This window comes from Marinobacter halotolerans (assembly GCF_008795985.1).
GTDB classification, from domain to species: domain Bacteria; phylum Pseudomonadota; class Gammaproteobacteria; order Pseudomonadales; family Oleiphilaceae; genus Marinobacter; species Marinobacter halotolerans.
The window spans coordinates 1,047,858-1,062,512 of sequence record NZ_VMHP01000001.1; the positions used below are offsets into that span (position 1 = coordinate 1,047,858).

The window sequence follows — 14,655 nt, forward strand, 5'->3', positions numbered from 1 at the left end:
TGCCCCAACTACGCGACCTGCGACGGCAAGCCATGGCGCGCGGATAAGGCCCCTGCCGCAATCAAAGCCTGATCGGGTAACGGATCGCTGCCAATGCTGATCTACACTCTCTGCGTTTTTGCGGTTATCGGCTTTTCGGTTTTCTACCTGTTTTTCTATCGGGGATGGCGGCGGGACAGGCAGCTTCAAGAGCCTTTCCCGGAATCCTGGCGGCAGTTGCTGGAATCCAGAGTGCCCCTCTATTCCCGACTACCTATTGACCTCAGAAATCAGCTGGACCAGCACGTGCAGTTGTTCCTGGCGGAAAAGTCCTTCTATGGCTGCGACGGCTTCGAGGTGGACGACACTGTGCGGCTCACGGTTGCCGGCCACGCCTGCCTGCTGATCGTCGCCCGCAACTTCTCGGATTTTGACGAGGTAAACAGCATTCTGGTTTATCCAGACACCTATCGGGTCAGAGAGGTGGAAAGCGACGGCCTGGTGGTCAGCGAAAGCAATCAGATCCGCGCGGGTGAAGCTTCCAGTCGCGGCCAGGTGGTACTAGCCTGGACGGAATGCGAGGAAGGTGCTGTAGACCCGAAGGGCCACCACAACGTCATTCTCCACGAGTTCGCCCATCAGTTGGACTACCTTGACGGAACCGCCGACGGCGCGCCCCCACTGAGCGGTGAGCAGGCGCAGCAATGGCAGAAGACCATGACCCATGCCTATGAGCACCTGCGTCACTCCCTTCGCCATCACCAGAAGCCCTGGCTGGACCCATACGGGGCCACCGAGCCGGCCGAGTTTTTCGCAGTACTGACCGAGGCCTTCTTCCAGCAACCCGACCACCTGAAACAGGAGCAACCGCAGGTCTACAAGCTGCTTTGTGACTTCTACCGGTTTGACCCGCTGACGCTCTAACCGTTAACCCACTGGATCATGGGCGACGGATAAATTCCCAGCACCAGGATCAACAGGGCGACCACCAGCAGCGTCAGCCCGCCAATACGGCTGCCCCAGTCCGTGGCGATCTCCCGTCTCTGCTTGCCCGGCTCCGGCAGATAGAGCGTGACCATCACCCGCAGGTAATAATAAAGGCCAACCGCGCTGCCAGCGACGATACCGCCAACCAGCCACCAACGGGCATCCGCCACACCCAGCGCCAGCACATAGAATTTGCCAATAAACCCAGCGGTCAGCGGAATACCCGCCAGCGACAGAAAGCTTACCGTCATTACCACCGCCAGCCAGGGCCGACGCCAGAACAGACCGCGATAATGATGCAGCCCGGCGGCATCCTCGCCCTCGAACGGGCTGGAGAGCCGGGCAACCACCCCGAATGCCGCCAGGGTCGTCACCAGATAGGTAATCAGGTAAACCCCGACGGTTTCTGTAGCCAGCGGCCCGCCCACGACGATTGCCACCAACAGGTAACCAAAGTGGGCAATGGAGGAATAGCCCAGCAGTCGCTTGATGTTCTGCTGAAACAATGCCAACAGGTTACCGCCGAGCATGGTCAGTACCGCAAGCACGGTCACCAGGGCGCCAAGCCAGTCACTGCTGAATACCGGCGCCACCAGCACCAGGCGTAGCAGAAGCACAAACACCGCCAGCTTGCTGACCGTCGCCAGAAACAGGGTCGCCGGTGCCGGTCCGCCCTGGTAAACGTCCGGCGTCCAGAGATGGAACGGCACGATGGAGAGTTTGAAGCCCAGGCCCACCAGCATCAGTGCCGCCCCGGCCAGGGTCCACAGGTCCTCGCCGGCTGCAATGGCCGTCGTCAGGCCGGCCAGATCCATACGGCCGGTGCGGGCATAGATAAGAGCCATGCCAAACAACAGGAACGCGGTCGCAGCGGCGGACAGGATCAGGTACTTGATGCCAGCCTCCAGCGACCGCTCGGCCCGGAAGCTATAGGCCAGCATGCCGTAGAGCGGCATCGACAGCAGTTCCAGACTGATAAACAGCATGGCCAGATGATCACTGGCGACCAGCCCCAGAGCGCCGGTCACCGCGCACAGCAATAACAGATAGAATTCTTCCCGGGGGCCGATATAGCCGGTCAGGTAATGATGGCTCAGTGCCACGGTTACCAGCGCGCACAACAACACCAGCACACTGCCCATAATAGCCAGGCCGTCCATCACCATCAGCGGCGGCGATGACGGGGCCCCGGACGCCACCGGTACCAATAAAAGAGCCAGCAGAAGGCCAGCGGCCGAGAGCAAGGCGGCAAGCCCGTGATTGCGCTGCCAGGCAATGCCCAGCATCACCACCACGGCGGTGGAACCGACGATAATCAGCGGCAACAAAGCAACGAGGTCAGCCAGGGTCAGCATCAGTTCACCTCCCCGGCCTGAACCGGCAGATTAGCGCCCTCGCTGAAGAGCTCCGCCACCGGCGCGGCCAGGGCAGCGGTGGTATCCAGCAGCGGTTGCGGATAGATCCCCACGGCGATCGTCAGCACCAGTAGCGTCAGCATCATGGCGTATTCCCTGACATCAGGGCCGCGCAGAGCACCCTGCCGGAATTCGGGACCGAAGTGCACCCGTTGCATCAGCAGCAGGGAATAGATCGCAGCCAGCACCAGCCCGACACTGGCAATCACCACCACGGTCGGCGCGTTGGGAAAGGTTCCGAACAGCACCATGAATTCACCCACAAAATTGGCGGTTACGGGCATACCCAGGGACGCCGCAACAAAACACATGGTGAACCCCGGCAGCACCGGAATACGGGACCAGAGCCCGCCCATGACGCTCATATCCCGGGTATGGATGCGCTCATAGAGCTGGCCGCTGAGAATGAACAATCCGGCGCTGGAGAAGGCATGGGCCACCATCAGCACAATAGCCCCCTGAATCGCCAGTTCCGAGCCGGAATACAGGGCAATCAGCACAAAACCCATGTGGGATATACTGGTGTAGGCAATCAGCCGCTTGATGTCCTGTTGCCCGCAAGCCAACACGGCGCCGTAGACAATGCCCACCAGCCCCAGGGTCATGGCAACTGGCGCAAAGGCCTGGGACTCTTCCGGGAAAAGCGGCAACGCAAACCGCAGAATGCCGTAGGCTGCGGTTTTTAGCAGAATGCCGGCCAGATCGACGCTGCCGGCCGTCGGCGCTTGGGCATGGGCATCCGGCAACCAGCCGTGAAAGGGTACCACCGGCAGTTTCACCGCAAAGGCAATAAAGAACCCCAGCATCAGCCAGGGCGCCAGCCCCTCCGGAATGTCAGCATTCAGTAGCGTGTTATAGCTGAAGGAAAGCTCGCCGGTATTGCCGAAGTGGATAAACACCAGGGTGATAATCGACACCAGCATCAGCAGGCCGCTGGCCTGGGTGTAAATAAAGAAACGCGTGGCGGCACGTATGCGGGTCTGCCCCGGTGAGCCGCTGTGCCCCCACAGTGCAATCAGGAAATACATGGGCACCAGCATCATTTCCCAGAACAGGAAGAACAGGAACAGGTCCAGTGCCAGAAAAACACCAACCACGCCACCCAGGATGAACAGCAGGTTCAGGTGGAAAAAGCCCACACGCTCGTCAATCTCGTGCCAGGAACAGAGCACTGCCAGTGCCCCGAGAAAGCCTGTCAGGGCGACAAGAATGAGCGACAGACCGTCCATCGCCAGGTGTATCTCAATGCCAAAACGGGGAATCCAATCGGTCCGCCATTCCAGCAGCCACTGACTGCCACCGGCAAGCGGCAGGCTGAAGTCACCACCAAGCCACAACAGGATGCTGATCAGAAGCACAAACAGCATGGTCCCCAGGGCGATCCAGCGGGGCACCTGTTCGCCCCAGCGCTCCGCCTGCCAGCACAGCAGACCACCAATAAACGGAATCAGTATCAGCCAGAGCAGGATCATGCCGCGCCTCCCGGCGTCAGCGCCAGTGTCAACAGAATGATCGTGGCGCCCAGCACCATCATCAGTGCATAGCTGCGCACCCGGCCGTTCTGGGCCCGAACCATGCCCGAATTCAGCACCCGCGCGATCAACGCCGGCAGGTTCATCATCAGGTTCACCAGATCCACCCGCAGCCACTTCACCATTAGATTCCAGGGCCGGACCAGCAGCCTGTCGAACAGGGCATCAAAGCCCCAGGCGTGGTGCCAGAGTTTCCACAGGCCAGCACCGAACCCCTCACGAACCTGCTCCGCAAGCCAGTCACGCTTGCGGATAAACAGCCAACCCGCCAGAAGCAGGCCGGCAATGGCAGCGCCCATAGCCAGAATTTGCAGCAGAGTGTGTCCCGTACTGGTGCTCTCCCCGGGGGCGGTCGGGAAGATATCCCCCAGCCCCGGATAGATCCAGGCGCCGATGAAAGTGGACAGCACCGCCAGCACGACTAGCGGAAGATGATGGGTCACGGGGTTGGTGCCCGGCTCCGGATTGCGGGCATGGTCGCTGCCCGGCTCGCCGTGGAAAGTGCCCAGGATCAAGCGCACGGTATAGAGCCCGGTCAGCACGGCACCCAGCAGGCCGGCCACCAGCAGACCGGTCTGGTCGGCGGCCATGGCCTGCCACAGAATCTCGTCCTTGCTGAAGAAGCCTGCGGACACCAGCGGCAATGCCACCAGAGCGGCGCCACCCACCAGAAAGCCACCGTAGGCCACCGGTAGTTTGCGCCACAGGCCGCCAAGGCGCGCCATGTCCTGCTCATGATGACAGCTGATAATGACCGCCCCGGCCGACAGAAACAGCAGCGCCTTGAAGAACGCATGGGTCACCAGATGAAAAATGGCCGCATCGAAGGCCCCTACGCCCAGGGCGAGGAACATATATCCGATCTGGCTCATGGTGGAATAGGCCAGCACCCGCTTGATGTCCGTCTGGGCCAGCGCCGCAAAGGCTGCCAGCAGAAGGGATACAGCTCCAATGACGCCAACCAGCAGTAGCACATCCGGCGCCAGAAGGAACAGGCCGTTGAGCCGCGCAATGAGGTAGACACCGGCGGTGACCATCGTAGCGGCGTGGATCAATGCAGACACCGGCGTGGGGCCGGCCATGGCGTCCGGCAGCCAGGTGTGCAATGGCACCTGGGCTGACTTGCCAAGGGCGCCACCCAGCACAAGCAGGGCCGCCAGGTTGGCGGTGGCACTGCCCTGCGCCCAGACTTCCGGCACCCGGGCCAGCACCGTGTCGATATCCAGAGAGCCCAGTTCCATGAAGATCAGGAACAGACCCAAGGCCAGAAACACATCACCTATACGGGTAACCACAAAAGCCTTCATGGCGGCCTGGCCATTGGCACTGCTCTGGTAGTAGTAGCCGATTAGCCCATAGCTGCATAGGCCAACGCCTTCCCAACCCAGGAACAGCAACAGCAGGTTATCGCCCATGACCAGCAGCAACATGCTGAACACGAACAGGTTCATCCAGGCATAGAAGCGGGCAATGCTGCCCTCGCCGACCATATACCAGGCGGCGAACAGGTGAATCAGAAAACCCACGCCGGTGATCACCGACATCATCACCAGCGCCAGGCCATCCACCGCCAGGCCAATGGTGGGTTGGAAATCCCCTACCGAGATCCAGTTCCACAGGGTTACGCCTGCCACACTGTCGCCACCGGGGTGCGTCATCACCAGCACGCCGGTGGCCAGCGCCGCCAGACCCACGCTGCCAACGCCCACAATCGCGCTGGCCCGGGACCCCAGGCGACCGCCATAGAAGCCCAGAATCAGAGTGCCGGCCAGTGGGAACAGAAACGAGAGCACCATCGCCATTGCCATCATCCGCGCATCCTGCTGGCTTCATCCAGATTAAGGGAACGGAACCGCTGGTAAAGCTGGATCATCAACGCCAGCCCGACGCTGGCTTCTGCCGCTGCCAGGGTAATCACCAGCAGGAACATGGCCTGACCCTCCGGCTGGTCCCAGGCGGTCGCGGCTACCACAAACGCCAGCGCCGCAGAGTTGAGCATCACTTCCAGGCTCATCAGCACAAAAAGCATATTGCGGCGCAGCATGAGCCCCAACAGCCCCAGGCTGAAGAGGATGGATGCCAGAATCAGTCCATGTTCCATGGGAATTCCCGTCATGGCTTGCCTCCCTGCTTTCCCGGTTTGCTGCGCCCGCGAAGCGGATTGTTGCGACGACCAACATGGGACGCCGTTACCAGCGCTGCCAACAGGAGAATAGCCGCCAGCTCCACCACCATCAGCCACGGCCCGAACAGGGTCAGCGCAACGGCCCGGGCGGTCAGCAGATCGCCGTCAATGCTCTGGCCGATGCCGCCCTGACCAATCAGGGTAAACAGCGCCCCCAGCAGAACCAGCGTCAGCACCGACGGGCCGACCCAGTTGCGCGGATGCAGGAAAGTCTCGTCCCGGTCTGTGTCCCGTCCCAGATTGAGCATCATCACCACGAACACAAACAGCACCATGATGGCCCCGGCGTACACGATGATTTCCAGAGCCCCCGCGAAGGGCGCGCCCAGGGCAAAGAACACCAGCGCCACGGCAATCAACGAGACAATCAGGTACACCACCGCGTGAACCGGGCTCGTGCCGGTGATCACACCGATTGTGGCCAGCACTGCAACCAGGCCGCTGAGGTAGAAAGCCAGTTCCATCAATGCCTCCTTGTCTGATCAGGGCAGCAGCGTACGCACATCCTCCGGTGCCTCCTCGTTCTGCGCCTCACCCTTGCCTTTACCGCCAATGGCCATGCCGGCGACCTTGTAGAAATGGTAGTCGTGGTCCTTGCCGGGCCCGTTGATCAGCAGATCCTCTTTCTCATACACCAGCTGCTGACGGTCGTACTCGCCCATCTCGAAATCCGGCGTCAGCTGAATGGCCGAGGTCGGGCAGGCTTCCTCGCACATGCCGCAGAAGATGCAGCGGGAGAAGTTGATGCGGAAGAACTCCGGGTACCAGCGGCCGTCTTCCTGCTCACCCTTCTGCAGGGAGATGCAGTCCACCGGGCAGGCCACCGCGCAAAGGTTGCAGGCAACACAACGCTCCTCGCCGTCCGGGTCCCGGGTCAGCACGATGCGCCCACGATACCGTGGTGGCAGATACACCTCCTGCTCGGGATAGTTCACCGTTTCCCGCTTACGGAAGCTGTGCATGAACACCATGCCCAGTGTACGTATCTGGGACCAGGTCGCCGGCACCAGCCTCAGGAAAGAGGTTGAGGTCAGTGATCGAATCAGGGGGACATTACTGGCGCCCTCCTGCTCTCTCCTCTCCTTCGTTTCCATAAGTCCTCCTATCCTTCCACCAGCAGCATCACCGCGCCGGTAGCCAGTAAATTGATCAGTGTGAGCGGCAGGCACACCTTCCAGCCAAAATGCATCACCTTGTCGTAACGTGGCCGCGGCAGTGCAGCCCGCAACAGTATGAAAATCATCAGAAAAAAGCCGGTTTTCAGTGCAAACCACAGAATCGGCGGCAGCCAGGGGCCGTGCCAGCCACCGAAGAAGAGTGTCACGATCAGAGCGGACACCAGCACCATGCCCACATACTCGCCGATGAAGAACATGCCGAACTTCATGCCGGAATATTCCACGTGATAGCCGTCCGCCAGTTCCTGTTCCGCCTCGGGCTGATCGAAGGGGTGGCGGTGGGTGACGGCAACACCGGCAATGAAGAAAGTGGCGAAGCCGAAGAACTGGGGAATGATGAACCAGAAACCTTCCTGGGCGTTGACGATGTCCCGCATATTGAAGGAGCCGGCCAGGGCGACTACGCCCATCAGGGACAGACCCATGAACACTTCATAGGACAGGGTCTGGGCCGAGGCCCGCATGGCCCCCAGCAGGGCATACTTGTTGCCGCTGGCCCAGCCCCCGAGCAGCACCGCGTATACGTTGATGCCAGCCATCGCCAGGAAAAACAGCAGCCCGATGTGCATGTCGGCCACACCCCATCCCGGCGTGATGGGAATGATCACGAACGACAGCAGCAGGGAGGCAAAGGCAATAATGGGGGCTAGCACAAACAGCGGCCGATCCGCGAAGGGCGGTATCCAGTCCTCCTTGAAAAAAATCTTGATCATATCAGCGATCAGTTGGAGCGTGCCGAAAGGCCCCACCCGATTCGGGCCGTAGCGGTCCTGCCAGAGCCCAAGCAGGCGGCGCTCCACAACGGTCAGCACAGCGCCCAGAATGACCGCGCCCAAAAGAATCACCAGGGCCTGGAACATACCCCAGAGAACGGCGGCCAGTTGCGGTGTCCACCAGCTCATGAGGCACCTCCCGCCGACCGATCAGGAGCCAGGCTATCCCCTGGCAATACGCCCGGCGTAACACCGGCGGGTATACCCATCCAGCCTTCAGGCCAGCTTTCCATCTCCTGTACCGGCAGGCTCAGCCCTTCAGCAATCGTCAGTGAGTCGCCGGTTTTCACCCCAAGACGCCTGGCGTCCTGAGGGCTCAGAGTCAGGAAGGCCTGCTCTGTCCGCTCCTGAATAGGCGCTGCCCGGCTGGAGGTTTCCTCACCGCCGAAAAGCCTTGGCAGAATCAACGCTCGCAGTGCTTCCGGCGCCTCGACATAGTCACCCGGCTGGCTGTAACGGCCCTGGCCGGGCACCGGCTCGATCAGCCGCACCCCGGGGTCACCACCGCGCAGGTGGCCACCCACTTCGTCAGTAAACTTGTTCCAGGCCTGGGGCGAGTTCCAGCCCGGTGCCCAGGCAAACGGCACCTGCTGGCGAGCCTCGTGGAACCCGCTGTACCCCTCCATGGAATGGGCAAACGCAGAATCCGGGTCCTGGGGTGTTCTCGGCTCACTGACGTTCTGATTCGCCCGCATGGACGTGCGGCCACTGTAGCGATGGGGTTCCCGGGCCAGCCGCAGGCCGTCGATCCGAAAGCCGGAATCCGGCGCGGCGCCGCTCATTCCCGCCAGAGCGGGATGCGCCTCCGCACAGGCGCGGACCGCCGCGTCCAGATTGATATCGCCAGCGGTTTCCCCCTGCCGGTTGGCGCTCAGTGCATGCAGCCAGCGCCAGCTTTCGTGGATTCGGGTTTCCGGGCGAAGGTAAAGGGGATCGTACACCTGGAAAAACCGCTGGGCGCGACCTTCAAGGTTAACCAGGGTGCCGTCGGATTCGGCAAAGCTGCCGGCGGATAACAGAAAATCCGCATGCTTCGTCGTCGCGGTGCGCTGATGGTCCAGCACGATGCGTATATCCGCCCGCGCCAGGGCCGAGTCCACACGACCGGAGGGCAAGCGCTGGTAAAGATCATTCTCCAGGACCACCACCGCGTCCGCGTTGCCCTGGGCCAACTCATCAAGAGCCCAGTCCAGAGGCTGGCCACCCATCAGGGAGAGCCCGGTGCTGTTGGCCTCACGCCGGATCAATACCAGTCCGCCTCTCTTCGCTCGCCGGGACAGTGCCCTGGCAACATTGCCGGCGGCTTCAAGCACCGCCTCCGAGGCCAGTGAACCACCACTGACCACCAGCGGGCGCTCCGCTTTCATCAATGCTTCGGCGATTCGATCTGCCGCCTGTTCGTCCTCAACGGAAAGGCCTTCCGCATTCGGGGAAGCGGGATCAATCCGGTGGGCCACGGCAAAGCCGAGACGGGCAATTCGCTCGGGATCCATGGCATAGCGGGCCTCGGCCACCTCGTCCAGGTCCGTCGGGGCGGGCCAGGCAATAAACAGAGGATGGTAGCGGTCCTGGGCCAGGGTTTTGAGAGCCTCGGCATTCCACTGAGGGATACCGATGGACGCTCCCAGCGCTTCTGCCCGGGCAAGGGCCGCCTGACGCAGGTTCAGGCCCAGGCGGCCGGCGCTCTGTACCGGGTCCTCCCCCAGCACCAGCATGGCGTCGTGCTCCTCAATTTCCCGGGGCGCGGGCGTGGGCAGTCCGACATGCCGCTGCAGGTGGTTCATCAGGTTGAGGCAGGCCTGCTCCCTGGCCTCAATACCAGTGGAGAAGTTGTCCTGCCCCACCAGCTCCAAAAGCTGGTGGTTGCTCTCAAGGCTGGCCCGCGGCGAGCCGATGCCAATCACCCGACGGGCATGGCGCAGGGCGTCACCAATGCGGTTCAGGGCGGTGTCCACTTCCAGGGTCACCGGCTCGCCCCGGGCTTCCCGGTATTCCGGCACCGTGGGCCGGTCAGACCGATTCACATAACCATAACCAAAGCGGCCGCGATCACACAGAAAATAGCCGTTCACCTCGCCGTGATAGCGGTTTTCGATCCGCCGGATCTCGCCATAGCGCTCCCCGGGGCTGATGTTGCAGCCCAGTGAACACTGGTGGCAGATACCGGATGAGAACTGCATGTCCCATTTGCGGGTATAGCGTTCGGAATGGCTCTGGTCGGTGAACACACCGGTGGGACATACCTCGGTCAGGTTGCCGGCAAACGGGCTTTCCAGCGTGCCTTCCTGGTAGCGGCCGAAGTAGACATTGTCTTTGGCACCAAAGGCGCCCAGATCGGTGCCGCCGGCATAGTCGTTGTAGAAGCGGGTACAGCGATAGCAGGTAATGCACCGGTTCATTTCATGGGCAATAAACGGCCCCAGGTACTGGTTGCGGCGGGTGCGCTTGCGGAAGCGGTAGCGGCGCCGGTCGTGGGCGGTCATCACCGTCATATCCTGCAGGTGGCAATGGCCACCCTCTTCACACACCGGGCAGTCGTGGGGATGGTTGATCATCAACCACTCCACCACGCTGGCGCGGAAGTCCTTCGCTTCCTCATCCTCAATGTCGATACGGGTCTGGTCGGCAGCGGGCGTCATGCAGGACATCACCAGCATGCCCTTGTCATCGTCCTTGTCTTTATACTGGCGCACGGCGCACTGACGGCAGGCACCCACGCTGCCCATGGCCGGGTGCCAGCAGAAATAGGGAATATCCAGACCCAGGGACAGGCAGGCCTGGAGCAGGTTATTCGCCCCATTGACCTCGTAGCTTTGTCCATCCACGTGAATCGTTGCCATGGTCCTGCCTATGCCTCTCAGGTTTCTCTCGAATTCCTCTCAGACTTCTCCCACCGGGATCGGATCCGGGTGGGCCTTGCCTCTGGGTTTGCTGACGCCCTGCTCAAACTCGTGTCTGAAATGCTTCAGCGCGGTCTGCAACGGCATGGCGGCGCCCGGCGCGTGAGCACAGAACGTCAGCCCGGGGCCGCAATCCGCCGCCAGTTTGTCCAGCAGTTCGATATCGCCGGTTTCCCCCTGCCCCTGCTCCAGCGCCCAGAGCAGTTTCACCGTCCAGGGCAGACCGTCCCGGCAGGGAGTGCACCAGCCGCAGGATTCCCGGGCAAAGAACTCCTCCAGATTGCGCATCACCGCCACCATGCTTCGATCTTCGGGCACCACCGTCAGCAGGCCGGTGCCCAGTCGGCTGCCTTCCTTGCCCACGGTATCGAAGTCCAGCGGCAGATCCAGATGTTCGGGTAACAGGAAGCCGGTGCTTGCACCGCCGGGGAGCCAGGCTTTGAGTTTACGCCCGTCCCGCATGCCCCCGGCGCGATCCATAATCTCCCTGCCCGATGTCCCCATGGGCAGCTCCCAGAGCCCCGGTTTTTCCACCGGGCCGGACACCCCGTAAAGCTTGCTGCCACCGTCATCCGTGCGGTCACCCGAGAGCGACTGATACCAGTCAGAGCCCTTCAGAATGACCGCCGGCACGTTGCACAGGGTTTCCACATTGTTCACCACCGACGGCTTGCCCCAGGCACCGGACTGGCCCGGGAATGGCGGCTTGGCGCGGGGATTGGCGCGCTTGCCCTCCAGGGAGTTGATCAGGGCGGTTTCCTCGCCGCAGATATAGCGGCCAGCGCCGGTATGCACGGCAATATCAAAATCGAAACCGCTGCCATCGATATCACCGCCCAGCCAGCCGGCCTGCCGCGCCTCTTCAATCGCCTTGTTCAAAACCCGGGCCGACTCCACATACTCGCCCCGCAGGAAGATATAGCCGTAACGGGAATTATTGGCGTAAGCGCCCAGAATCATTCCCTCAATCAGCAGGTGCGGCTGCTGCTCCATCAGCAAGCGGTCCTTGAAGGTGCCCGGCTCCATTTCATCGGCATTGCAGATCATGTAACCCCGGGGCATATCGCCGCCCTGCAGGGTCAGGCTCCATTTGAGCCCGGCGGAGAAGCCGGCGCCCCCGCGCCCCCGCACATTGGCCTCTTTCATAGAGGCGATGATGGCCTGGGGATCGCCTTTTTTCAGGGCATTGCGGACGGACTGGTAGCCGTCCTTGCGAAGGTATTCCTCAAGCCAGACCACTTCGCCATCATCCCGCAGCCGCCAGGTCAGCGGATGAGTGTCGGCATGGCGTTCTGCCTCCGGCTGTAACAGCCGGCTGCGATAGGCCAGCGAGTGTCGCTGGCTGGTAATGGACTGGCTCATGGATAGCCCTCCAGCAGGCCAGGCAGGTCGTCCGGTGACACCGGGCCATAGGTATCGTCATCAATCATCAGTGCCGGGGCACCATCACAGGCGCCCAGGCAGCAAACTGGCAGCAAGGTAAAGCGACCGTCTTCCGTGGTCTGGCCGTAGTCGACGCCCAGCTGTTTCACCAGCGCCTGTTTGAGTTCGTCAAAACCGGTCAGGAAACAGGCGCTTCTGTCACAGACCAGCACGACATGGCGCCCCACCGGCTGGCGGAAAATCAGGCTGTAGAAAGTCGCCACGCCTTCCACCTCGCCCGGGCCGATTCCCAGCACCCGGGCAATAGCGGCAATGGCGCCATCCGGCACCCAGCCATGGCGGCGCTGCACAATCTTCAGGGCTTCGATGCTGGCCGCCTGGGGCTGCTCATAGTGATGCGCCTCCTCAAGCATGGCCGCCTCGTCCTCCGGGTGCAGTTCGAAGCCGTCGGTGCCGATAATTCCGGTGGTCTCTGCGGTCGTTGCCATCATCAGCGGTCCACGTCTGCCATTACGAAATCGATACTGCCCAGATGGGCAATCAGATCCGGCACGAAGCCGCCCCGCATCACCGAAGGAATCTGCTGCAGGTGCGGGAAACTCGGCGTGCGGATACGGGTGCGATAACTCATGGTGTTGCCGTCACTGGTCAGGTAATAACTGTTGATCCCCTTGGTCGCCTCGATCATCTGCATGGACTCCTGGGGCTTGAGCACCGGCCCCCAGGACACCTGCAGGAAGTGGGTAATCAGGGTCTCGATGTGCTGCAGCATGCGCTCCCGGGGCGGCGGCGTAGTCAGCGGATGGTCCGCCTTGTAGGGGCCGGCGGGCATGTTGTTCACGCACTGCTGGATAATGCGCAGGCTTTGGCGCATTTCTTCAATGCGCAGCTGGCCCCGGTCAAACACATCGCCGTTGTCGCCGAGAGGCACCTCAAAATCGAACTGGTCATAACCGGAATAGGGGCGTTTTTTGCGCAGGTCAAAGTCGCAGCCGGTGGCCCGCAGGTTGGGACCGGTGACGCCCCATTCCAGAGCCTGGGCGGTATTGAACGCCGCCACATGGCGGGTGCGGTCCCGCACGATGGCATTTTCCATCATGGCCCGCTCGTACTCTTTCAGGCGCGCAGGCATCCAGTCGAGGAAGCCCTGCACCAGCTTTTCCCAGCCCTGGGGCAAATCCTGCATCACGCCGCCGATGCGGTACCAGGCCGGGTGCATGCGAAAGCCGGTAATGCCTTCGATGACCTCATAGCCACGCTGCCGATCGCTGAAGGTATAGAACACCGGCGACATGGCGCCCAGGTCCTGCAGATAGGTACCCAGAAACAGCAGATGGCTGGTAATGCGGAACATCTCCGCCATCATCACCCGGATTACTTTCACCCGGTCCGGCACTTCAATGCCCGCGAGTTTCTCCACCGCCAGCACGTAGGGCAGGTTGTTCATTACCCCGCCGGTGTAATCAATGCGGTCGGTGTAGGGAATAAAACTGTGCCAGGACTGGCGCTCGGCCATCTTCTCGGCACCACGGTGGTGGTAGCCAATATCCGGCACGCAATCCACAACCTCCTCACCATCCAGTTGCAGCACAACGCGGAAGGCCCCGTGGGCAGAGGGGTGATTGGGCCCGAGGTTCAGGAACATGAACTCGGCGCCGTCCCGCTCACGCTCCATACCCCAGGCCTCCGGCTCGAACCGCATGGCTTCCTGCTCGGTGTCCTGTCCTTCTACGGTCAGCGTGTAGGGGTCGAACTCAGTGGCCCGGGCGGGGTAGTCCTTGCGCAGGGGATGGCCCGTCCAGGTGGGCGGCATCAGTATGCGGGTCAGATGAGGGTGGCCGGCAAAGGTAATGCCGAACATGTCCCAGACTTCACGCTCGTACCAGTTCGCCGCCGGGAAAACCCCGGTCGCGGTTGGCAGGCTCAGATCGCCCTCCGGCAACGCCACCTTGAGCATGACGTCGGCATTGCGGGTAACAGAAAGCAGATGGTAGAACACGGTGTAATCGGCGGCTGGCAGGCCATGACGGTGGCTGCGCAGGCGTTCATCAATGGCAGAGAGGTCAAAAAGCAGATCAAAGGGACCGGACAGGCCTTTCAGGTAGCCCAGCACGTCCGTCAGCGCGTCGCGGGCAACCCAGAGGACGGGCATACCGGTATAGGTGTGCTGCTCGTGAAGCACACGGTCACCAAAACCCTTCCGAAGGTCTTGAGCAAGCTGTTCACCGGTGTCGTCCGGAGTACTGACGGTGTCCTTGTTCATGCTCGTGGTTCAGCTCCTTGCGATCGATGAGGAAGCGCAGTGATGAAACGACGGCGAACT

The 14,655-nt window shown here is 61.7% G+C and carries 12 protein-coding genes; 1 reads left to right on the forward strand and 11 read right to left on the reverse strand.

The features are described from left to right. The first annotated feature begins 93 nt into the window (after positions 1–93). Positions 94–903, forward strand: a complete 810-nt coding sequence (locus tag FPL19_RS04930) for a M90 family metallopeptidase (RefSeq protein ID WP_150911175.1) — start codon at positions 94–96, stop codon at positions 901–903. Here the strand turns inward: FPL19_RS04930 and nuoN are convergent. Genes nuoN through nuoC form a run of 11 tightly spaced genes read right to left on the reverse strand, consistent with a single transcriptional unit; the run spans position 900 to position 14,595 of the window. Then, positions 900–2,321 carry an NADH-quinone oxidoreductase subunit NuoN gene (gene nuoN, locus FPL19_RS04935; protein WP_150911177.1) on the reverse strand — a complete coding sequence of 474 codons (1,422 nt, stop codon included), beginning with the start codon at positions 2,319–2,321 and terminating at the stop codon, positions 900–902. The two genes, FPL19_RS04930 and nuoN, sit on opposite strands and share 4 nt — an antisense overlap. Beyond that, entirely contained in the window at positions 2,321–3,853 is a 1,533-nt protein-coding gene (gene nuoM, locus FPL19_RS04940; RefSeq protein ID WP_150911179.1) for an NADH-quinone oxidoreductase subunit M, read from the reverse strand. The genes nuoN and nuoM overlap by 1 nt, the downstream gene beginning before the upstream one ends. Then, positions 3,850–5,724, reverse strand: coding sequence for an NADH-quinone oxidoreductase subunit L (gene nuoL / locus FPL19_RS04945; RefSeq protein WP_150911181.1), 1,875 nt, complete (start codon positions 5,722–5,724; stop codon positions 3,850–3,852). The genes nuoM and nuoL overlap by 4 nt, the downstream gene beginning before the upstream one ends. After that, positions 5,721–6,029 (reverse strand): NADH-quinone oxidoreductase subunit NuoK, encoded by a 309-nt coding sequence (nuoK, locus tag FPL19_RS04950; RefSeq protein ID WP_150911183.1) that lies wholly within the window; start codon positions 6,027–6,029, stop codon positions 5,721–5,723. The genes nuoL and nuoK overlap by 4 nt, the downstream gene beginning before the upstream one ends. After that, a complete protein-coding gene (gene nuoJ, locus FPL19_RS04955) occupies positions 6,026–6,562 on the reverse strand; it encodes an NADH-quinone oxidoreductase subunit J (protein ID WP_150911185.1) in 537 nt (178 codons plus the stop codon). The genes nuoK and nuoJ overlap by 4 nt, the downstream gene beginning before the upstream one ends. 18 nt (positions 6,563–6,580) lie before the next feature. Continuing rightward, positions 6,581–7,192, reverse strand: coding sequence for an NADH-quinone oxidoreductase subunit NuoI (gene nuoI, locus FPL19_RS04960; protein ID WP_150911187.1), 612 nt, complete (start codon positions 7,190–7,192; stop codon positions 6,581–6,583). Between the two features lie 8 nt (positions 7,193–7,200). Then, positions 7,201–8,178, reverse strand: coding sequence for an NADH-quinone oxidoreductase subunit NuoH (gene nuoH / locus FPL19_RS04965; protein WP_150911189.1), 978 nt, complete (start codon positions 8,176–8,178; stop codon positions 7,201–7,203). After that, complete coding sequence (nuoG, locus tag FPL19_RS04970; protein ID WP_150911191.1) at positions 8,175–10,889, reverse strand: NADH-quinone oxidoreductase subunit NuoG; 2,715 nt, start codon at positions 10,887–10,889, stop codon at positions 8,175–8,177. The genes nuoH and nuoG overlap by 4 nt, the downstream gene beginning before the upstream one ends. A 39-nt stretch (positions 10,890–10,928) precedes the next feature. After that, a complete protein-coding gene (gene nuoF / locus FPL19_RS04975; RefSeq protein ID WP_150911193.1) occupies positions 10,929–12,311 on the reverse strand; it encodes an NADH-quinone oxidoreductase subunit NuoF in 1,383 nt (460 codons plus the stop codon). Then, on the reverse strand, positions 12,308–12,823 hold the full coding sequence (gene nuoE, locus FPL19_RS04980; protein WP_150911195.1) for an NADH-quinone oxidoreductase subunit NuoE: 516 nt from the start codon (positions 12,821–12,823) through the stop codon (positions 12,308–12,310). The genes nuoF and nuoE overlap by 4 nt, the downstream gene beginning before the upstream one ends. Beyond that, on the reverse strand, positions 12,823–14,595 hold the full coding sequence (nuoC, locus tag FPL19_RS04985) for an NADH-quinone oxidoreductase subunit C/D (protein WP_150911197.1): 1,773 nt from the start codon (positions 14,593–14,595) through the stop codon (positions 12,823–12,825). Before nuoC ends, nuoE begins: the two co-directional genes overlap by 1 nt. Positions 14,596–14,655: the final 60 nt, after the last annotated feature.

Bases quoted from the DNA above. Each gene is read 5' to 3' on its own strand.
- FPL19_RS04930 (WP_150911175.1), top strand. From the start codon at position 94: ATGCTGATCTACACTCTCTGCGTTTTTGCGGTTATCGGCTTTTCGGTT.
- nuoN (WP_150911177.1), bottom strand. From the start codon at position 2,321: ATGCTGACCCTGGCTGACCTCGTTGCTTTGTTGCCGCTGATTATCGTC.
- nuoM (WP_150911179.1), bottom strand. From the start codon at position 3,853: ATGATCCTGCTCTGGCTGATACTGATTCCGTTTATTGGTGGTCTGCTG.
- nuoL (WP_150911181.1), bottom strand. From the start codon at position 5,724: ATGATGGCAATGGCGATGGTGCTCTCGTTTCTGTTCCCACTGGCCGGC.
- nuoK (WP_150911183.1), bottom strand. From the start codon at position 6,029: ATGACGGGAATTCCCATGGAACATGGACTGATTCTGGCATCCATCCTC.
- nuoJ (WP_150911185.1), bottom strand. From the start codon at position 6,562: ATGGAACTGGCTTTCTACCTCAGCGGCCTGGTTGCAGTGCTGGCCACA.
- nuoI (WP_150911187.1), bottom strand. From the start codon at position 7,192: ATGGAAACGAAGGAGAGGAGAGAGCAGGAGGGCGCCAGTAATGTCCCC.
- nuoH (WP_150911189.1), bottom strand. From the start codon at position 8,178: ATGAGCTGGTGGACACCGCAACTGGCCGCCGTTCTCTGGGGTATGTTC.
- nuoG (WP_150911191.1), bottom strand. From the start codon at position 10,889: ATGGCAACGATTCACGTGGATGGACAAAGCTACGAGGTCAATGGGGCG.
- nuoF (WP_150911193.1), bottom strand. From the start codon at position 12,311: ATGAGCCAGTCCATTACCAGCCAGCGACACTCGCTGGCCTATCGCAGC.
- nuoE (WP_150911195.1), bottom strand. From the start codon at position 12,823: ATGATGGCAACGACCGCAGAGACCACCGGAATTATCGGCACCGACGGC.
- nuoC (WP_150911197.1), bottom strand. From the start codon at position 14,595: ATGAACAAGGACACCGTCAGTACTCCGGACGACACCGGTGAACAGCTT.